This window comes from Rhizobium sp. RU36D, assembly GCF_900176345.1.
Lineage (GTDB): Bacteria > Pseudomonadota > Alphaproteobacteria > Rhizobiales > Rhizobiaceae > Allorhizobium.
The window spans coordinates 100,061-120,308 of the sequence record NZ_FWXU01000009.1 but is presented as its reverse complement, the minus strand read 5'-3'; the positions used below and the strand labels follow the sequence as shown (position 1 = coordinate 120,308).

Here is a 20,248-nt window from a genome sequence, read left to right as displayed (position 1 = left end):
TCGCGCCGTGGATGCATGCTAACGCCAGGCGCATTGGGCCGAGGTGTTTCCCAGCTCGGTTCGATGCCCTATGCTGCGTTGATGGCACTGCATCCTGATATCGCTGCATTTGCTCGGGCCCTTCGAGACCTTGAGGCGCATCTGCGCACTCATGGCGCGCCGAGCTGGGCGCAGGAGATCGCCAGATGCGCTGATCTGGTGGAACAGTCGGACTACTATGGCGTGGTTCGCTTCTTTGGGCTCTTTGGCGGCATGGGCTCGCTCAGCGATCTCGTTCTGCAGCGCGATGGCCGCATCTTCTCAAGGGAAAATGAAGAGCTCCAGGCCTTCATAACCCGCAGCTATTCGCTTGCTGAGGAGTTGCGACGCGACCAGCCGTGAGCCGGCTTTAAGAGAAGCAAAGCGGCTCAAAGAAAAGGCCCGGGCGTCGTCGCACCGGGCCACATTCTGTCTGCAGTAAAAATGAGGGATCAGTAGCGATCGTCGTCCTCGTCGTCGTTGCGATCCGACTTTAGGGATTTCAGCTTTGCGAACACCGCATTGGCGTCGATTTCCTTTTCCTCGTCGTCCTGGCGATAGCTGAAACCTCGCTGTTCGGTCTCGGTCGCAGACTGCAAGGTCGCGCCCAGTTCCGCAGCTGTCGGCAGCGGACGGCCCTTGGAGGCCTTTTCCACTTCGAGATCGAGATCGATCTGGCTGCAGAGGCCGAGCGTGACCGGGTCCATTGGTGCGAGGTTGGTGGAGTTCCAATGGGTACGCTCGCGGATCTGCTCGATCGTCGTCTTGGTCGTGCCGACGAGGCGCGAGATCTGGGCGTCCTTCAGTTCGGGATGGTTGCGCACCAGCCAGAGAATGGCGTTCGGACGATCCTGGCGCTTGGAAACCGGCGTGTAGCGCGGACCGCGGCGTTTCGAATCGGGCACGCGGACTTTCGGCTCCGACAGCTTCAGCTTGTGGTTCGGATCGCTCTCGGCACGGCGGATTTCGTCACGCGACAACTGTCCGGTCGAAATCGGGTCCAGGCCCTTGATGCCCTGTGCTGCTTCGCCGTCCGCGATGGCCTTGACCTCGAGCGGATGCAGCTTGCAGAAATTGGCAATCTGATCGAACGACAGTGCCGTGTTGTCTACCAGCCAGACGGCCGTCGCCTTCGGCATGAGCAGTGTTTGTGCCATGAAGTTACAGTCCTTCTCTGTCCGCGCCGGAGGCCGCGGGACGTGGGGTAATACCACAATTTCCGGGAAATATGAGGCCTTATAGCGGCAAAGGCTTGCAATTGCAATTCGGCAAGTTCGAAATGACCTTTGTCTAATTGCTGCACGCGCGTGACCTGCTAAGAATGCGCCGACGACCGGGCGTAGACACCACGCTCGATGGAGTAGCAGCGCCACAACATGAGGAGGAGATCATGTCGGCCAAAACCTATCCCGTATTGAAATCGGCGAAGACCCGCGCTTTGATCGATAATGAAAAGTACCAGAAGTGGTACAAGGAGAGCGTCGAGGATCCCGAAAGGTTCTGGGATAAGCATGGCAAGCGCATCGACTGGTTCAAACCCTATACCAAGGTCAAGAACACGTCCTTCAAGGGCAAGGTCTCGATCAAGTGGTTTGAAGACGGCCTGACCAATGTCTCCTACAATTGCATCGACCGTCACCTGAAGACCCATGGCGAGCGCACCGCCATCATCTGGGAAGGCGACAACCCCTATATCGACAAGAAGATCACCTATAACCAGCTCTATGATCAGGTTTGTCGCCTGGCCAACGTGCTGAAGAAGCACGGCGTCAAGAAGGGTGACCGCGTCACCATCTACATGCCGATGATTCCGGAAGCGGCCTATGCCATGCTCGCTTGCGCCCGCATCGGCGCGGTGCATTCGGTGGTCTTTGGCGGCTTCTCGCCGGAGGCACTTGCCGGGCGCATCGTCGACTGCCAGTCTACCTTCGTCATCACCTGCGACGAGGGCCTGCGCGGCGGCAAGCCGGTGCCGCTCAAGGAAAACACCGACAAGGCTATCCACATCGCCGCGCGCCAGTATGTGACGGTCAACAACGTGCTGGTGGTGCGCCGCACCGGCGGCAAGACCAACTGGGCGCCCGGCCGCGACCTCTGGTATCACCAGGAAATCGCCAGCGTGAAGGGCCATTGCGAGCCGGTGAAGATGAGAGCGGAAGATCCGCTGTTCATCCTCTACACCTCGGGCTCCACCGGCAAGCCGAAGGGCGTGCTGCATACCACGGGCGGCTATCTCGTCTATGCGTCGATGACCCATGAATATGTGTTCGACTACAAGGATGGCGAGATCTACTGGTGCACGGCCGATGTCGGCTGGGTCACCGGCCATTCCTACATCGTCTATGGCCCGCTCGCGAATTGCGCTACCACGCTGATGTTCGAGGGCGTGCCGAATTTCCCGGATCAGGGACGCTTCTGGGAAGTAATCGACAAGCACAATGTCAACGTCTTCTATACCGCGCCGACGGCCATTCGCGCGCTGATGGGCGCCGGGGACGAATTCGTCACCCGCTCGGCCCGGTCAAGCCTGCGTCTCCTCGGCTCGGTCGGCGAGCCGATCAACCCGGAAGCCTGGGAATGGTATTACAATGTGGTCGGCGACAAGCGCTGCCCGATCGTCGATACCTGGTGGCAGACGGAAACCGGCGGCATCCTGATCACGCCGCTTCCGGGCGCAACCGACCTCAAGCCTGGCTCGGCCACGCGACCCTTCTTCGGCGTCAAGCCAGAGCTCGTCGATAACGAGGGCAATGTGCTCGATGGGCCTGCCGACGGCAATCTCTGCATTACCGACAGCTGGCCCGGCCAGATGCGCACCGTCTATGGCGATCACGAGCGCTTCATCCAGACCTATTTCTCCACCTATAAGGGGAAATATTTCACCGGTGACGGCTGCCGTCGGGATGAGGATGGCTACTACTGGATCACCGGTCGCGTGGATGACGTGCTTAACGTGTCAGGCCATCGACTCGGCACCGCGGAAGTCGAATCGGCGCTGGTGTCGCACGAGCTTGTGTCGGAAGCCGCTGTTGTCGGCTATCCGCACAACATCAAGGGCCAGGGAATCTATTGCTATGTCACCCTGATGTCGGGTCATGAAGGCACGGACGAATTGCGTCAGCAGCTCGTCAAGCATGTACGCAATGAGATCGGCCCGATCGCAAGCCCGGACAAGATCCAGTTTGCGCCAGGCCTGCCCAAGACCCGCTCCGGCAAGATCATGCGCCGCATCCTGCGCAAGATCGCCGAGGACGATTTTGGAGCACTGGGCGATACCTCCACGCTGGCGGATCCGGCCGTGGTCGAGGACCTCATTGCCAACCGCCAGAACAAGGCGGCGTGACATCAGGCTGAAATATGCCGTTGAAAGCCTCCCGTCGCTTAGCCGGCGGGAGGTTTTTTTATGCTCGGGCTTTGCGTCAGTTGCAGGTGTGTTTCGCCTTCCTGCCGCCCGCATACGGATCGACCAGCCCCTCCGCGAGCAAAGCGTCTGCCGGGTCGGTACCATCGGCTAGAACCACGCGCGCCAGCACCCGGCCGTAATATTTGTCGCCGGATATATCCTCCAGCAGCAAGGACGAGCCGTCACCCACCATAGCTTCCAGGGCCTCCTGCGCCTCAGCCGCGGCACGGCGAATGGAGGGACACTTGGATTTGAGTTCCGGCGCATCGATCCCGCGCAGCCGGACATAGGTGGTCACGCGGTGATCGGGCCAGGGCGCGGCGGAAACCAGCAAGGTGTCGCCGTCGATGACCCTGATGAGATCGGCCGCAACCGGGCCGGCGATATGCCGAGACGCGGCCTCCGCGGCGGCTGCCGTCAGCGGCACCAAGGCGAATATGGCGATAGCGGCGAGTGATCGAGCGAACATATAAGGAATATATTCCGTCAATCACGAAAGAACAATAGGAATTTGTTCTGGTGTCAGAAATCGATCGCGCGGCCCTTGATTTCCCAGTCGCCAAAGCGGGCAGGATCCTTGCCGCCGCGGCCTCCCACTTCGGGGGCAGGCTCGACTTCCTGGGCCTGGCGACGACGCTCCTCGGCCTCGGCCAGCGCACGCTTTGCGGCCGGGCTCAGCGCCCGCGGCGCGCCAACGATGTTGTCATTGGCGATATCGGTGGCGTTGAGGCCTTCATTCTGCTCCGAGCTCATGGATTCATTCCGCTGATCATTGAAAACAGGCTGTCTGCTTTTTAAATCATAGGGCAGCCAGACCGGGATTTAAACCTTGGTCGCGGAAATTGCACCCTCTGACGGAGAGATATGATGAACTTCATGCGGACTGCCATGTTGCTTGCCTTCATGACTGCCCTCTTCATGGGCGTCGGCTTTCTCCTCGGCGGTCGGGGCGGCATGATGATCGCCTTTCTCGTGGCCGCGGCCATGAACTTTTTTTCCTATTGGAACTCCGACAAGATGGTGCTGTCGGCCTATCGGGCCCAGGAAGTGGATGAGCGCAACGCGCCGGAGTTCTTCCGCATGGTGCGCGATCTCGCGGCTAATGCCGGTCTGCCGATGCCCCGGGTCTACATCTTCGACAGCCCGCAGCCCAATGCCTTCGCCACCGGGCGCAATCCGCAGAACGCCGCGGTGGCCGCCTCCACGGGGCTTCTCAACCGGCTGAGCCCGGAGGAGGTCGCGGGCGTCATGGCCCATGAACTGGCCCATATCGAGCATCGCGACACCCTGACGATGACGGTGACCGCAGCGCTTGCCGGTGCCATCTCCATGCTCGGCAATTTCGCCTTCCTGTTCGGCGGCAACCGGGAAAACAACAACAATCCCCTGGGCTTCATCGGCGTGCTCGTGGCCATGATCGTGGCGCCGCTGGCCGCCATGCTGGTGCAGATGGCCATCAGCCGCACGCGTGAATATTCGGCAGACCGTCGCGGTGCTGAGATCTGCGGCAATCCGATCTGGCTGGCCTCGGCGCTTGCCAAGATCGCCGGAGATGCCCAGGTCATCCATAACAACGATGCCGAGCGCAATCCCGCGACCGCCCATATGTTCATCATCAATCCCCTGAGTGGCGAGCGGATGGACAACCTGTTTTCGACCCATCCGAACACGCAGAACCGCATCGACGCCCTGCAGCGCCTGGCGGCTGAGTTCCGCCCGGCCTCGCCCGGCTTCGGACAGGGATCGACGGAACCGCAGCAAACTGCTAAGCCCGCGCGCAAAACGCGGTCTGTGCCCGACACCGGCTGGGGCCGCGATGGCTCTCAACCGCGTAAAGGTCCCTGGTCTTGAACGAAAAGCATAAGGGCGCAGCCGGCAAAACCCGGCCCAGGCCCCAAAACGGCTCCGCCCCCCGTGATCAGGAGCCCTTCAAGCCGGGCCTGGCGGCCCGGATCGCGGCGACCAAGATCCTCTCGGCCGTCGTGGACCGCAAGACTTCGCTCGATGGCATGCTGGATGCCGAGCATGGCAACCCAAGCTATACGGCCCTGTCGGATGCGGATCGTGCCCTGGTGCGGGCGATCCTGAACAGCGCGCTACGCCACTTGCCGCGCATCGAGGCGATGATTTCGGCTCTCCTGGACACGCCACTGCCGGAGGGCGCACGCTCCCTGCAGCACTTGCTGGTCGTGGCCGCCGCGCAGATGATCTATCTCGACATACCGGATCACTCCGCCGTCGATCTCGCGGTTGAACAGGCCAATCGCGATCCGCGCAGCCGGCGCTTTTCCAAAGTGGTCAATGCCATCCTGCGGCGCGTTGGCCGGGAAAAGAAGGACCTCCTGGAGTGGGCGGCCGATATAAGCTGCGTGCCGGAATGGTTCGATAGCAGGCTCAAGGCCGTCTATGGCGAGAAAGCCGCCCATGCGATCGGCGAAGCCTTGCTGTCGCCTGCGTCGATAGACCTGACGGTGAAGTCAGATCCCGCCCGCTGGGCAGAGACTCTCAATGGTGTCGTCCTTCCCACCGGCGGGGTGCGCCTTCGTGACTTCAAGGGCGCGGTCTCGACGCTTGAAGGCTTCGAGGCTGGCGAATGGTGGGTGCAGGATGCCGCCGCGGCGATCCCTGCCCGGCTGTTCCACGGTCTCGCCGGCAAGCGCGCCGCCGATCTGTGTGCCGCCCCGGGCGGCAAGACCGCACAGCTTATTCTGCTGGGTGCAGAGGTGACCGCCGTCGAACAATCGGCCAATCGCCTTGCAAGGCTGCAGGGAAACTTGCAGCGGCTCGGTCTTTCGGCCCAGTGCGTCAAGGCCAATCTCCGGGATTTCAAGCCCGCGGAACTGTTCGACGCCATCCTGCTCGATGCCCCCTGCTCCTCGACGGGCACCACGCGCCGCCATCCCGACGTTCTCTGGACCAAGGGTCCCGATGATATCGCCAAGCTTGCCAAGGTTCAGGAGGAGTTGCTGGCCCATGCGGTAACGCTGCTGGCGCCGGGTGGCCAATTGGTCTTCTCGAACTGCTCGCTTGATCCGGCGGAAGGCGAGGATGTCGTCGCCAGCATTCTGGCTGCCAATCCCGATCTGCGCCGCGTGCCGATTGCGCCCGACGCTTTGCCCGGTCTTGAAGAGGCCGTCACGCCGCTCGGCGAAATCCGCACCACGCCCGCCATGCTCGGCGCGCGGGATGGGGTCTCCGGCGGTCTTGACGGTTTCTATGCCTGTTTGATTAGCAAGGGTTAATGAAATATTCATAGCCTTTGTTACCAAATGCATAATCTGATATTCGCTTGTTCGGATATTGCGATGGCGGTTTCAAAAAACTCTTGATTCGTCAGGCGGAGAGGCCTGATTGCCGGCGGTAATCGGAAAGCCTGCTGATTCGGGTTTTTGAGCTGCTGTCGGGAGGGGGCGGCATCCCTCCGGTCGTTCGGCCGGGCGGCGCTGGCCTGCGCTTGCACGGAAATATGATGCGGATCACGGAACGGCGACGACTTGGTTATCTCTACCTCCGTGAGGCGTGGCGGAGGATATCGCGCAAGATCGCAGTGGGACATGTCTCGGCTTTCCGCTTTTCCGGCGGAACGCTGGCGCGCCTGATCGTGGCGCCCACCGACCTCCGGGCCACGGACACCTTCGTTGCCGAAGAAATTCTTCAGGGGCGGTTTCCACTTGCCGGCCGGGTGGTGGAATGCGGCGACAGTTCGCCCTTTTCGCAGGAATTGCCGACACGGCTGTTTGCGGTCCGGCTGCACGCGTTCGGCTGGCTGCGGCATATCAGGGCGGCGAAGACGGATGCGGCCTGCGCCCATGCTCGCGCTGTCGTCGATGACTGGATCAGCCGTCATGGCTCCCGCATTCACGGCATCGCCTGGGAGCCTGACGTGATCGCCCAGCGTGTCATCGCCTGGCTTTCCCACTCGCCCGTGGTGCTGCAAGACAGCGAAAACGGTTTCTATAGGCGGTTCCTGAAGAGCCTTTCCCTTCAAGTACGCTATCTCCGGCATGTCTCAGCCTATGCGCCCGACGGCCTTCCGCGGTTTCGTGTGCGCATCGCTCTTGCCATGGCCTCGGTCTCGATGTCGACCTCGGCGACGACGATCCGCCGCGCCGCGCGCGACCTGGATTTCGAGATCGAGCGGCAGATCCTGGGCGATGGAACCCATGCCTCGCGCAATCCCCAGGCTTCGGTCGAGCTTCTGTTTGATCTTTTGCCGCTCAGGCAGACCTATATCAATCTCGGCCATGACGTTCCGTCGAAGCTCATCCCGGCGATCGACCGGATGTATCCGGCGCTGCGCTTCTTCAGGCACCAGAATGGCGATCTCGCTTTGTTCAACGGAGCGACATCGACGCTGGCGAACGAGTTGATGGCGGTGCTGCGGTATGACGAAAGTGCCGGCCAGCCGTTCAAGTCCCTGCCCCATGGCCGCTATCATCGCCTCTCCCAAGGCAATACGGTTGTCATCATGGATACCGGCAGCGCGCCTTCGGTGGATATGTCGCGCACCCATCATGCCGGATGCCTCGCCTTCGAGCTGTCGTCGGGCCGCAATCATTTCATCATCAACTCAGGCGTGCCGCGTTATGCGGGTGAAAAGCTGCGGCAGATGTCCCGGGCCACGGCAGCCCATTCCACCGTCACCCTTGGCGATACCTCGATCTGTCGCATCTCGCAGTCGGGCTTTCTTGGGCCTGTCCTTGCCAGCCCGCCTTTCGAGGTCACGGATGCCCGGGAGGTGCTGCCGGATGGCTGCGACGCCCTGCGCGCGCGGCACGAGGGCTATGTCAAACAGTTCGGGTTGATCCATGAGCGTGAGCTGCGGCTAGCACCCTATGGCAAGAAGATCCTGGGTCGGGATCTCCTGCTGAAGGCCTCCGGACAGGCTCTCGATGGTCCGCCGCCGGTCGAGGCGGTCGCGCGGTTCCATGTGCATCCGGCCATCGTGCTCGAGCAGTTCGATCGCCATAAGGTGCGCATGATGGCGACGGATGGCGAAAGCTGGGATTTCAGCGTGTCCGGTGGAACGCTCGATATCGAGGAGGATGTGTTCTTCGCCGATGTCGCCGGCGTCCGCGCCTCGGAGCAGATCGCGGTGCGCTTCTCCGGACCTGAGATCCGCTGGTCGTTGATCCATCACGCCTAACCCACCGGCCGGCCTCAAAGGGCTGTTTTGCATCACGGCCTGTTTCCCCGTGCCCCAAGCTGTGCTAGGCGGCGGGCCAAAGAGCCCGTGCCGGCTTGTCCGGCGCCCGCCCCCAAAACCGGAGACAGATCATGGCCGTCGTTTCGAAGAAGATACCCGCCCCCGACTTGGTAAGGATCAGGACGGCCCTGCTGTCGGTGTCCGACAAGGCGGGCATTGTCGATCTGGCGGCCTCGTTGCACAAGGCCGGTGTGCGGCTCCTCTCCACCGGCGGCACCCATGGTGCCATCAAGGCTGCCGGCATCCCCGTCACCGACGTGTCCGAAGTCACTGGTTTTCCTGAGATCATGGACGGCCGGGTCAAGACGCTGCATCCCAATGTCCATGGCGGCCTCCTGTCGATCCGTGACGACGAAGAGCATGTGGCGGCGATGAAGGAACACGGTATCGAGGCCATCGATCTCGCCGTCATCAACCTCTATCCGTTCGAACAGGTCCGCAAGGCGGGCGGCGACTATCCGACGACGGTGGAGAATATCGACATCGGCGGCCCTGCCATGATCCGCGCCTCGGCGAAAAATCATGCCTATGTCACTGTCGTCACAGATCCCGCTGATTATGCCGAACTGGTCGCAGCCCTGGAGGCCGGCAATGGCTCGGTGCCCTATGCCCTGCGCCAGAAATTTGCAGCCAAGGCCTTCGCCCGCACCGCGGCCTATGACGCTGTCATTTCGAACTGGTTCGCCGAGGCCTTGTCGATCGAGGTGCCGGACTACAGGGCGATCGGCGGGCCGCTCAAGGAGAAGATGCGCTACGGCGAAAACCCGCACCAGTCGGCCGGTTTCTACGTGACCGGCGAAAACCGCCCCGGGGTCGCCACCGCGACGCTGCATCAGGGCAAGCAGCTCTCGTATAACAACATCAACGACACGGATGCGGCCTTCGAACTGGTGGCCGAATTCCCACCGGAACAGGCGCCGGCCTGCGCCATCATCAAGCATGCCAACCCCTGCGGCGTCGCCACTGGTGCTACCCTTTTGCAGGCCTATGAGCGGGCGCTGGCTTGCGATTCCGTCTCAGCCTTCGGCGGCATCGTCGCCTTCAACCAGACGCTGGATGCGGCGACGGCAACCGAGGTCATCAAGCTCTTCACCGAAGTCATCATTGCTCCTGACGTCACCGACGAAGCCAAGGCGATCATTGCCGCCAAGCCGAACCTGCGGCTGCTGACGACCGGCGCCCTGCCCGACCCTCGGGCCAAGGGCTACACGGCCAAGACCGTCTCCGGCGGCCTGCTGGTGCAGTCCCGTGACAATGTCATGGTCGATGATCTCGAGCTCAAGGTGGTGACGAAGCGCGCGCCGACCGCAACCGAGCTGGAAGACATGAAGTTTGCCTTCCGCATTGCCAAGCACGTGAAGTCGAATGCGGTCATCTATGCCAAGAACGGCCAGACCGCCGGCATCGGGGCAGGCCAGATGAGCCGCGTCGATTCGGCTCGCATTGCGGCGCTGAAAGCCGAGGATGCAGCCAAGGCGCTCGGGCTCTCGGAGCCGCTGACCAAGGGTTCGGCCGTCGCGTCTGAGGCCTTCTATCCCTTTGCGGATGGCCTTCTCGCCGCGATCGCCGCCGGCGCCACCGCCGTCATCCAGCCCGGCGGCTCGATGCGCGACGCTGAGGTCATCGCCGCTGCCGATGAGCATGGCGTTGCCATGGTCTTCACCGGCGTCCGTCACTTCCGGCATTGATCGGCGAATTTCATATCTGTCGTGGATGGCGCCCCTGCCTCGCGGGGGCGTTTCTCATTCAACTGGCTGGTTTGCCGGATAAGGCGTTTTGATCAGCAGCAGCAGGCCGACGAGAAGGAAAACTGCCAGGGTCATCATGCCGAGCCGGGCCGAGCCGGTGGCCGAGGTTACCACGGCAACCGAGAGCGGCGCGAGGAAGGATGTGGCGCGGCCTGACAGGGCATAAAGGCCGAAATAGCGGCCGGCCTCATCAGGATGCACGCTGAGCGCCATGTAGGAGCGGGCCGAGGCCTGAACCGGGCCGAAGGCCACCCCAATCAGCAGGCCATAGAGAATATAGGCCTTTTCCGCCGCCGTGCCGAACAGCCCGCCTGCATCGTCGGTGGGCAGTTGGATCAGTCCGAAAGCGGTGAAGCCGGGACCGGTCGATACAATGCCGAAGGTCGCGACCACGAGGCAGACCAGGCTGATAACGACAACGCGCTTTGAACCCAGTCGTGTGTCCAGCCGGCTGGCATAGAGGCAGCCACCGATGGCGACGACATTGAGGATGATGCCGAAGACGCCAAGCTCGACCGTCTGCCAGGCAAACATGCCCGCGGCGAAGGCGCCGCCCAAGGCCAGCAGGCCGTTGACGCCGTCCTGGTAGATCATCCGCGCGATCAGAAACCGCAGAGTGCCTTTGCGTTGCTTGAGATCGATCAGCGTGTCCTTGAGTTCCGACAATCCCGCTCCAACCGCCCTGATGATCGGCATGCCGACGCCGCGATCGGGCGTGAACAGGAACATCGGCAGGATGAAGACGAGATACCACAGCGCCGAGATCGGCCCCGTCACGCGGGCGTCCTCGCCTTTGGCCGGATCGAGCCCGAACAGCGGATCGAGGCCGATCAACGTCTTCCCGGTTTCGGGACTGCCGGCCAGGAAGAGTACGACGGCGATCAGCACGATCATGCCCCCGAGATAGCCCAGACCCCAGGCGATATTGGAGATGCGACCGGCCTCTTGCGGACCGACCAACCTCGGCATCATCGAATCGTTGAAAACGATGGAGAACTCGGCGGCGACGGTCGCCAGGACGACCAGGATCATGGCGGTGACGAGGCTCGAGCCCGGCGCCGCATACCACAGAGCCGCCAGCGAGAGGATCTTGATGACGGCGAAAAAGGCGATCCAGGGCTTGCGCCGCCCCGAGGCATCAGCGATCGAGCCCATGATTGGCGCCAGGATGGCGATGACGATGCCAGAGATCGTCAGCGTATAGCTCCAAGCCGCCTGCCCCGCGGCATGATCTTCCGTGAGCCGGGTAACGATATAAGGACCGAAAATGAAGGTGGTGATGACCGTAAAAAACGGCTGTGCCGCCCAGTCGAACAACATCCACCCCCAGATTCCGCGCGCCGGAACCGGCGGCCGACTGGCTTCAGCCGAAACTGACATCGATGCCCTGCCCTCACATGATCGCCAGAGCCTGATGCCGAAACGTGATCAGTTTTCGGTCTACATCCTGCCCGGCTTGTTTAGTCCCAGAGAGGATTCAGATGTCAGGCCGATCCGACCTGACATCATCCACCCTGGAGGGCTGACTCTGTCACTTCGTCCTGTCATGCGCAAGGTCGGTCAGAAGTGCTGCCGCCACCGTGATGCGGGACAGGCTGGGATCGCCGCCTTCGCTGAGATTGACCAGTTCGGCACCCAACCGGTTGATCCGGATCCGATCCCCCTCGTGCCAGGCGGTCACCGGCTGCTTCTCGTCAGGATATTTCGCCAGCGCCGAGATGACGATGTTGCGCCGGGCGGTGGCGATCTGGTCGATGCTGCGGGTCAGTGCAAGGCTGTCATAGTGATCGTTCGTGGTCACCCTGCGCGCCGATTCCATCACCCGACCAATGCGGAACAGCTCGCTGACGGCATAATAGCCCTCGAGCGCCCTGGTCAGCGGTGTCCCGGTGCGCTCGGCGATCTGCATGATTTCGGGCGTCAGCATGACGGTCCAAAGCGCGGTGATCTCGGCGGCCAATTCCTGCGGCGCGCCGGCCTCCATCAGTTCGGCGGTTTCGGCCGCAATGAAATCCCTCGCCGCCTCGGGCAAGGTGCTTCGCGTCGCCTGTCGCAAGGTCTTCACCGCTGCCTTTAGCTGGGTGAGAGCGGTAGAAAGATCCCCCTCCGCCGTATCCGTCTGCAGGATCAGCCGGGTCATCTGCACATAGCTGGCGCCAATGGTGGCATAGAGCCTGTTCTGCAGGGCGCCCGAGACCTTGGCATCGAGCGCATCGACACGTTCCCAAAGCCTGGGCAATTCCAGCCCGTCGCGCACCAGCAAAGCGGCCTTCACCACATGCGCCGGCAGGGCGCCGGTTTCATCGACGATGGCGGCGATGAAGCCCGGCCCGCCGCGGTTGATCACATGGTTGGCCAGCACGGTCGCGATGATCTCGCGGCTCAGCCGGTGCCCTGCGATGTCCCCGGCATAGGCCTTGCGCATCTTCGCCGGAAAATACTGCGCCAGGGTTGTCTGGCAGTAGGGATCGTCGGGCAGTTCGCTGTCCACCAGCGCATCGAACAGGGTCAGCTTGGCATAGGAGAGCAGAACACCGATTTCCGGCCGCGTCAGGCTCCGGCCAGACGCATAGCGTTCGGCGATTGCGGCGTCGTCGGGCAGGAACTCGACCTTGCGGTTCAGCTTGCCCGCCGCCTCGAGCTGGCTCATGAGCCGGCTCAGTTCCTCGCGATTGGCCGTGCCCTGCCGTTCCGTCAGCGAAATCGCCAGGGATTGCAGGTAGTTGTTGCGCAATACCAGCTCGGCCACTTCATCAGTCATCTCGGCCAGCAGCTTGTCGCGCTTGGGCAGCGTCAGGCGTCCATCGGCAAGTGCGGTTGACAGACCTATCTTGATGTTGACCTCGATGTCGGAGGAATTCACGCCGGCCGAATTGTCGATCGCATCGGAATTGCAACGCCCGCCATGAAGCGCATAGGCGATGCGTCCCTTCTGCGTCACACCGAGATTGGCGCCTTCTCCGATGACCTTGGCCCCCACCTCGTTGGCCGTGATACGGATTGGGTCATTGGCGCGGTCGCCGACTTCGGCGTCGGTTTCGCTCGGGCTCTTCACATAGGTGCCGATGCCGCCGAACCACAGCAGATCCACCTTGGCCTTGAGGATCGCCGTCATGATCTCCAGGGGCGTCGCCACCGTTGAGGCAAGACCGATCGCGGCTGCCGCCTCGGCGGTCAGCGTCACGGATTTTTCCGCACGGGAAATGATCATGGCGCCCTTGGAAAGCGCCTTGCGGTCATAATCCTGCCAGCTGGATCGCGGCAGGGCGAACATGCGCTTTCGCTCGGCAAAGGATTTGGCCGTGTCCGGATCGGGATCGATGATGATGTCGCGGTGGTCGAAGGCGGCGATCAGCCGGATATGTTCCGATAGCAGCATACCATTGCCGAACACGTCGCCCGACATGTCACCGACGCCGACGACGGAGAAGGGCGTCGTCTGGATGTCCACGTCCATTTCGCGGAAATGGCGCTTCACCGTCTCCCAGGCGCCGCGGGCGGTAATGCCCATCTTCTTGTGGTCGTAACCCGCCGAGCCGCCTGAGGCGAAGGCGTCGTCCAGCCAGAAACCCGCCTCCCGCGCCAGCCCATTGGCAGTGTCTGAGAAGGTTGCCGTTCCCTTGTCGGCAGCGACGACGAAATAAGGATCGTCCTCGTCCAGCCGCACCGTATCCTTGGGCGGCACCACCTCGCCGCCGCTGATATTGTCGGTAATCGACAGGAGCGTGCGGATAAAGGTCTTGTAGGCTTCGCGGCCGGCATTGAGGAAGTCGTCGCGATTGCCGCCTGTTGGCAGTTGCTTCGGATAGAAGCCGCCCTTGGCGCCCACCGGCACGATGACGGCGTTCTTGACCTGCTGCGCCTTGACGAGACCCAGCACTTCGGTTCGGTAGTCCTGTGCCCTATCCGACCAGCGCAGGCCGCCGCGCGCGACCTTACCGAAGCGCAGGTGAATGCCCTCCACCTGAACACCGAAGACGAAGATTTCGCGGAACGGACGGGGATCGGGCAGCGAATCGAGCAGTTGCGGATCGATCTTGAAGGCCAGCATCGGCCTCGGTCTGCCGTCATCGCCGCGCTGGAAATAATTGGTGCGTAGGGTGGCATCAATGGCATTCAGCGTCCGCCGCAGGATGCGGTCTTCGTCCAGGCTCGGCACGGCGGCAAGTGCCGTCTCGATCGCCTTCCGCGTCTCAGTCAGCCTGCGCAGGCGCGGCTTCTCACCGAGTGCCGGATCGAAGGTATCGCTGAACAGGGTGAACAGACTGGCGGAGACACTGGCATGCTTGTTCAGCGTTTCGGCGATGTGATCCTGGGAGTAGACGATACCGCATTGGCGCAGATAGGCGGCATAGGCGCGCAGCACCGTCACCTCGCGGGCGGTCAGGCCCGCCGCCAGCACCAGCCGGTTGAAGCTGTCATTGTCCACAAGTCCGGAAAAGGCGGCGAGGAAGGCCTCTTCGACGCGGGCGCCGTGCTTGGAAATGTCGAAGGCCTGGCCGCCGCGCACCTCCAGTTCCATGTCGTGCAGAACGACCAGTCGCTCGGGCGCGTCAGGGGTCGGTGCGCTGATGTCGAAGGTGCGCTCGCTGATGACGGAAAAGCCGAGATTTTCCAGGAGCGGTACACGCCGCGACAGAGGCAGGTGAGCGCCGGCATGGAAGATCTTCAGATAGAGGACAGGCCTTCCGTCATGGATCTGGTCGTGGAAGGTGATGCTGACGGCGCCGCCTGAAAGGCAGCTTTGGATATGCGGCAGATCACGCACCGCCTCTTCGGGCGTATAGGCCTCTTCATAGGCCTGGGTCAGCTCGACCACCGGTGCTCCCGGTCCCGCGAGTGCATGGAAGTGGTCCAGCCAGCGCGTGGTGATCTGGCGGATGGCCGCTTCCAGCTCGGCCTGGGCGATGCGCGGCGTCTTGCCTTCTGCACGGCCGATAATGAAGTGTACGCGGGCAACCCCGCCCTCTGGAAACGCGGGGTAGTAGGCGGAGACATGGCCGTCATAGACCGTCTTCAGATAGCTGCCGATCTTTTCCCGGACATTGGAATTGTATTCCTCGCGCGGCACATAGACGATCAGCGAAACGAAACGGTCGAAGTGGTCGATGCGGGGCAGCACGCGGACCCGCGGCCGCTCGGTCAGGTCGTTGATCTGCTCGCAGAATTTGGCGAGCAAATCGACATCGATCTGGAACAGGTCATCGCGCGGATAGGATTCGAGCGTGTTCTGCAAGATGCGGCCGGAATGGCTCTGGGGGTCAAAGCCGAAATGCTTGACCACCTTGTCGACCTTTGCCCGGAGCAAGGGTATCTCGTTGGCCGAATGGGTGTAGGCGGTAGCCGTAAACAGGCCGACGATCCTGAGTTCGCCGATCACCCGGCCCTCGGCGTCGAAGCGTTTGACGCCGACATAGTCCATATAGGCCCGGCGATGGACGACCGACTTCACATTGGCCTTGGTAACGATCAGGAAGTCCGGTCCCTGCAGAAACGCCAGGATTTCCGGTGTGGTGATGGTGGCATGCCGGCCTTGCCTGAGAACCAACACGTCGGGATTGGAGAGGATCCCCAGTCCCGTGCCCTCGCCGCGCTCCAGCTTGGCGTCAGCCCCTTCGCCGGAATAGAGATATTCACGCATGCCGAGGAAGGTGAAATTGTCGTTGCGCAGCCAGTCGAGAAAGGCCAGCGCCTCCTCGCGTTCGGCCTTGCGGCGCCCGCCGGTCTGGGATCCCAGTTGCGCGATCGCCCCATCCAGCGCCTCCAGCATGGGCTTCCAGTCGGCGGCCGTCAGGCGCACCTGCTGCAGCACATTGGCAAGGGCAGCAATCAATGCGTCGGCTTGATTGCCGTCGAGCGGCGCCAGATGCAGCTGGATATAGCTAATGCGCTTGGCCGGATCGAGATGGGCGTCGCCTTCCGCCAGGATCACATCGGATGGCGATTCGGCATAGAGAATCGGATGCACCGCAAGATAGATGTCGCGATAGCGGCTGGTCACCTCCCCCATGACGGAATCGTAGAGGAACGGCTTGTTGTTATCGACGATGGAGAGAATGCTGACCGGCACGCCGTCCGGCTCGACATCTGCCACGGTGTCGATCCTGATGGAGGCGGTATGGCCGTCCCAGGCCTTCAGGTCGGCTGCGGCCCGAACGGCCGACAATGCCAGCATTTCCGGCGTGCAGCGGTCGAGGTCGTCATTGCTCGCTCGCCCATAGAGGATGGATGGATCGATGAACGGCGCCTCGATCGCTGCCGCGATCTTCTGCGCTGCCAGGAATTGCTGTTCCCGCTTCGTCTTTCGTGCCGTCGCCATTACCATCTCTCTCCCCTGGAATCCCGCTCAAGCTGCGGAAAAATGATTTCGAAATGATGTATTAAAGCGAGAACTTGACAAGGTTATAGTCTTGAAGAGGGCAAAGTTCGAAAACTTCATAAATCCGCGTATTGACAGTTCCGCCGCCAAGGGACGATCAACGTCGCAATGTAAATCTGGAATTGGCAGCATGTCGGAAAAGCCCGCAGGCGCAGTCATCGTCATATCGAGCCATGTCGTGCGCGGCGGCGTGGGAAACCGCGCAGCGGTATTTGCCCTGGAGACGCTCGGTTTTCCGGTCTGGGCAATGCCCACGGTCGTCCTGCCCTGGCATCCCGGTCATGGCCCCTCGACGCGCATGACCTTTCCCGAGGGCGAATTCGACCGGGCGATCGATGACCTGATCGGCGCGCGCTGGACCGGTGAAGTCACCGCAGTCCTGAGCGGCTATTTCGCCAATGCGGCACAGCCACGGGCCGTCGCCCGCCTGGTTTCCGCCTTGCGGGCCAAGAATCCCGATCTCACCTATGTCTGCGATCCCGTCATGGGCGACAATGGCGGGCTCTATATCGCCGAGGAGACGGCCGCTGCCGTGCGCGATCATCTGATCCCGCTTGCCTCCGTCGCCACGCCCAACCGGTTCGAACTGGGCTGGCTAAGCGGGGTAGAGCTTTCCAGCAATCAGCAGATCATGGATGCTGCGCTGTCGCTGGGACCGGCCCGCATGCTGGTGACATCGGCCGTGCCGATGATGGCGGGCGGCACAGGCAACCTTCTCCTATCAGGACGTCATGCGCTTCTCGCGGAGCACCGGCTGATCGACCGGCCACCCAATGGCCTCGGCGATCTCCTGGCGGCTCTGTTCCTTGCCCGTATTCTGCAGGGACATGGCGAAGAGCAGGCGCTGCAGCTGGCAACCGCCAGCGTCTATGAGATCCTTGCCCGGACGATGAAGCGCGGCAATGACGAGTTGACGCTGACCAGCGACGCTTCGAGCCTGTCCACGCCGATGGCGCTGGTGCAGATGCGCAGGCTGATGCACCCGGCCCAGCGCAGCTCGCGATAGGCTTTCCCTGGCTGATATGGGGATGCAGGGCTGATTCGTCTGCAGGGCGGTTGCGTAAGTGATTCGACCGCTGTAATTCAAGGATATGCAGCACTTTCCGAGCTCCCTCATCGACGGTTACAACAACTTCATGAGCGGTCGCTATCGCGACGCGCGCGATCGCTATCAGAAGCTCGCGGAAGAGGGGCAGAAGCCCAGCACGCTGATCATCGCCTGCTGCGATTCGCGCGCCGCCCCCGAAATGATCTTCGATGCCGGCCCCGGCGAATTGTTCGTCGTGCGTAATGTCGCAAACATGGTTCCGCCTTACGAGCCCGATGGCAATTATCATGCGACATCGGCAGCGCTGGAATTTGCGGTGCAGTCTCTCCGGGTGCGGGATATCATCGTCATGGGCCATGGCCGCTGCGGCGGCATCAAGGCGGCGCTCGATCCCAATTCAGAACCACTTTCCCCTGGTGATTTCATCGGCAAGTGGATGGGCCTGCTGAAGCCGGCGGCCGAGCAGATCCAGTCCAATGACATCATGACCGCGACCGAACGGCAGACGGCCCTGGAGCGGATTTCGATCCGCAATTCCATTGCCAATCTCCGGACCTTCCCGTGCGTCCAGATCCTCGAACAGCGCGGCAAGCTCAGCCTGCACGGTGCCTGGTTCGATATCGGCAATGGCGAATTGTGGGTCATGGATCCCCAGACCAGGGATTTCTCACGCATGGAGCCGGTCCTCCCGGCAGATGCCTTGGCCGCCCAGGCCTGATTCAGATATTTTTCAGCCGTCTACGCTATACACCTTTAGGATTGGGGTGTTAGCGCTGGACCTTGGAGCCTTTACCCTCTGTATATCAGGCGTGGGAAGAGGGTTGCATGCATCTGGTGATGATCAAGAAGGTGGTGATGGCGGCACTTCTGCTGCCGACGCTCGCCATGACCCTGGAAGCAGGAGTCCTGATCGCCTATACCTATCGCGATCTGTCCAGTGTGGAAGCGACACGCGAATATGCCACTCTTTTGACGATGGCCGGAGAGATTGCTTCCTCCGCGACGCCGGATGAAGCGGAGGCTGTTACCAACTACCTGAAAGATCCCGGCCCCGCGACCAAGCTCGCTTTCGAGCAGGCGCAGGCTGAACTGGACCGGCAGAACGAAAGGCTGGACGCCTTAATCCAGGAAAACCTCACCGATCATAGCTTACAAGACCCCTATGCGGCTCTTCGTGGACAGTTGGATACCCTCCACAAGTTTCGGGAACAGGTCGAGCAAGGGCAGGCGACGACGCTTTCGCTCCTGGAGGTTTATCGCCCTCTTTCAGAAGCCTATCTCGATCTCGTGAATGCGCTCGACGAGCAGATCAACGACAACCGGCTCCTGCGAAAGCTCGATCAGTTGCAGGCGATGCTGCACGGACACGAAGCAGGCATGATCATTTCCGCCTTTGGCTATCAATATCTGTCGGGTGTCGAACTCACGCCACAGGAGAACGAGGCCCTGTTCAAGGCGGTCCATGTCTATGATGCCCGGCTACAGGAACTTGCTGAATTCGAATATGCTGAGCAGCGTGCGGTGCTTAAGTTTCACAACAGCGAGAGCGGCACTCAATTTCGCGATGTGCTCTCCCATATCCGGACTCGCGGCTTGCAGCCGGCCAGTTTGTCCGGTTCCCCGCAACGTCTTGCCGATGCCTGGACCGAGCTTCACGCGCAACGCATGGAGGCGTGGAAGGCGGACCTCGCCAAGCATATTCGCGATACGCGCGAACTGGCGGACAGCCTGACCCTGCAGTCCCGCATGCACTTTCTTGCGCTCATCACGGGCGTGATTGTCATGCTTGTGCTCACCACAACGGTGCTTGTGCTGGCGACCAAGGGTATACGGCTGGTCGACCGCCTGACTCGCGACCGTGAAGCACTAATCCAGGAACTTCGCAGCGCCTCGCACACGGACGTTTTGACAGGCATGCCCAATCGACGCGGTTTCGATGCCGCCCTGCGCTCTATCGAGACCCGGTCCGATGGTGAAGCTGTCCATTCGCTTGTTATTTTCGATCTCGATCGCTTCAAACAGGTCAATGATGTCCATGGCCATGATGGTGGCGATGCGGTTCTGGCGCAAGTGGCACGGGTTGCGCGCGGCAGCTTCCGCTCCGGTGATCTGCTGGCACGCCATGGCGGCGAGGAATTCGTGGCGCTGCTGCCGAATACCGGCCTTGTGGAAGCGGCGCTTGCGGCTGAGGATGTCCGCGAGGCCATCGCCGCCACGGATATTCATCTGCCGAGCGGCAAGACGATCCGGGTGACCGCCAGCTTTGGCTGCGCCGCTCATCATGGTGCGCTCGAAAGCGGCCATCTCAACGCGATGATCAAGAAGGCCGATCTTGCGCTCTATGCTGCGAAATTTTCCGGTCGAAACAAGGTCGTGCGGGATGGAGACTTCAATGAAATCTCCATGGAACGCCGCGAAGTTCGGTTTGCTTAAAGTTGGTCCCGGC

At 61.8% G+C, this 20,248-nt stretch carries 14 protein-coding genes; 9 read left to right on the top strand and 5 right to left on the bottom strand.

Annotated features, from left to right (window positions below; translation table 11 throughout):
- Positions 1–81: 81 nt before the first annotated feature.
- Positions 82–381: a DUF6966 domain-containing protein gene (locus tag B9A97_RS13600; protein ID WP_179145281.1), complete on the top strand. Its 300-nt coding sequence runs from the start codon at positions 82–84 to the stop codon at positions 379–381.
- A gap of 89 nt (positions 382–470) precedes the next feature.
- On the opposite strand, the gene B9A97_RS13595 is transcribed toward B9A97_RS13600, so the two are convergent.
- Positions 471–1,175, bottom strand: a complete 705-nt coding sequence (locus B9A97_RS13595; protein WP_084365884.1) for a DUF1013 domain-containing protein — start codon at positions 1,173–1,175, stop codon at positions 471–473.
- A 233-nt stretch (positions 1,176–1,408) separates the two neighbouring features.
- On the opposite strand from B9A97_RS13595, the gene acs reads away from it, so the two are divergent.
- On the top strand, positions 1,409–3,361 hold the full coding sequence (acs, locus tag B9A97_RS13590; protein WP_084365883.1) for an acetate--CoA ligase: 1,953 nt from the start codon (positions 1,409–1,411) through the stop codon (positions 3,359–3,361).
- Positions 3,362–3,437: 76 nt separating this feature from the next.
- Here acs and B9A97_RS13585 read toward each other — a convergent pair whose 3' ends face one another.
- Positions 3,438–3,890 (bottom strand): thermonuclease family protein, encoded by a 453-nt coding sequence (locus tag B9A97_RS13585; protein ID WP_084365882.1) that lies wholly within the window; start codon positions 3,888–3,890, stop codon positions 3,438–3,440.
- A gap of 53 nt (positions 3,891–3,943) precedes the next feature.
- The gene (locus tag B9A97_RS13580; protein WP_084365881.1) at positions 3,944–4,174 is read right to left on the bottom strand and encodes a DUF1674 domain-containing protein; all 231 of its coding nucleotides are present in this window, start codon (positions 4,172–4,174) and stop codon (positions 3,944–3,946) included.
- A 114-nt stretch (positions 4,175–4,288) separates the two neighbouring features.
- Here B9A97_RS13580 and htpX point away from each other — a divergent pair, with 114 nt between their 5' ends.
- From htpX to purH, 4 genes are all read left to right on the top strand, one after another.
- A complete protein-coding gene (gene htpX, locus B9A97_RS13575; protein WP_084365880.1) occupies positions 4,289–5,272 on the top strand; it encodes a zinc metalloprotease HtpX in 984 nt (327 codons plus the stop codon).
- Positions 5,269–6,663, top strand: coding sequence for an RsmB/NOP family class I SAM-dependent RNA methyltransferase (locus B9A97_RS13570; RefSeq protein ID WP_244564216.1), 1,395 nt, complete (start codon positions 5,269–5,271; stop codon positions 6,661–6,663). The genes htpX and B9A97_RS13570 overlap by 4 nt, the downstream gene beginning before the upstream one ends.
- A 227-nt stretch (positions 6,664–6,890) precedes the next feature.
- Positions 6,891–8,567 (top strand): heparinase II/III family protein, encoded by a 1,677-nt coding sequence (locus B9A97_RS13565; RefSeq protein ID WP_084365878.1) that lies wholly within the window; start codon positions 6,891–6,893, stop codon positions 8,565–8,567.
- Positions 8,568–8,698: 131 nt separating this feature from the next.
- On the top strand, positions 8,699–10,315 hold the full coding sequence (gene purH / locus B9A97_RS13560) for a bifunctional phosphoribosylaminoimidazolecarboxamide formyltransferase/IMP cyclohydrolase (protein ID WP_084365877.1): 1,617 nt from the start codon (positions 8,699–8,701) through the stop codon (positions 10,313–10,315).
- A gap of 54 nt (positions 10,316–10,369) precedes the next feature.
- On the opposite strand, the gene B9A97_RS13555 is transcribed toward purH, so the two are convergent.
- Both B9A97_RS13555 and B9A97_RS13550 read right to left on the bottom strand, forming a co-directional pair.
- Complete coding sequence (locus B9A97_RS13555) at positions 10,370–11,755, bottom strand: MFS transporter (RefSeq protein WP_084365876.1); 1,386 nt, start codon at positions 11,753–11,755, stop codon at positions 10,370–10,372.
- Between the two features lie 151 nt (positions 11,756–11,906).
- The gene (locus B9A97_RS13550) at positions 11,907–16,694 is read right to left on the bottom strand and encodes an NAD-glutamate dehydrogenase (protein WP_084365875.1); all 4,788 of its coding nucleotides are present in this window, start codon (positions 16,692–16,694) and stop codon (positions 11,907–11,909) included.
- 190 nt (positions 16,695–16,884) lie between these two features.
- On the opposite strand from B9A97_RS13550, the gene pdxY reads away from it, so the two are divergent.
- The 3 genes from pdxY to B9A97_RS13535 all read left to right on the top strand — a co-directional run bounded on the left by pdxY (position 16,885) and on the right by B9A97_RS13535 (position 20,235).
- Positions 16,885–17,760, top strand: a complete 876-nt coding sequence (gene pdxY / locus B9A97_RS13545) for a pyridoxal kinase PdxY (protein ID WP_084365874.1) — start codon at positions 16,885–16,887, stop codon at positions 17,758–17,760.
- 85 nt (positions 17,761–17,845) lie between these two features.
- Positions 17,846–18,520 (top strand): carbonic anhydrase, encoded by a 675-nt coding sequence (locus tag B9A97_RS13540; RefSeq protein WP_084365873.1) that lies wholly within the window; start codon positions 17,846–17,848, stop codon positions 18,518–18,520.
- Between the two features lie 107 nt (positions 18,521–18,627).
- Positions 18,628–20,235 (top strand): GGDEF domain-containing protein, encoded by a 1,608-nt coding sequence (locus B9A97_RS13535; RefSeq protein WP_084365872.1) that lies wholly within the window; start codon positions 18,628–18,630, stop codon positions 20,233–20,235.
- The last annotated feature ends 13 nt before the right edge of the window (positions 20,236–20,248 follow it).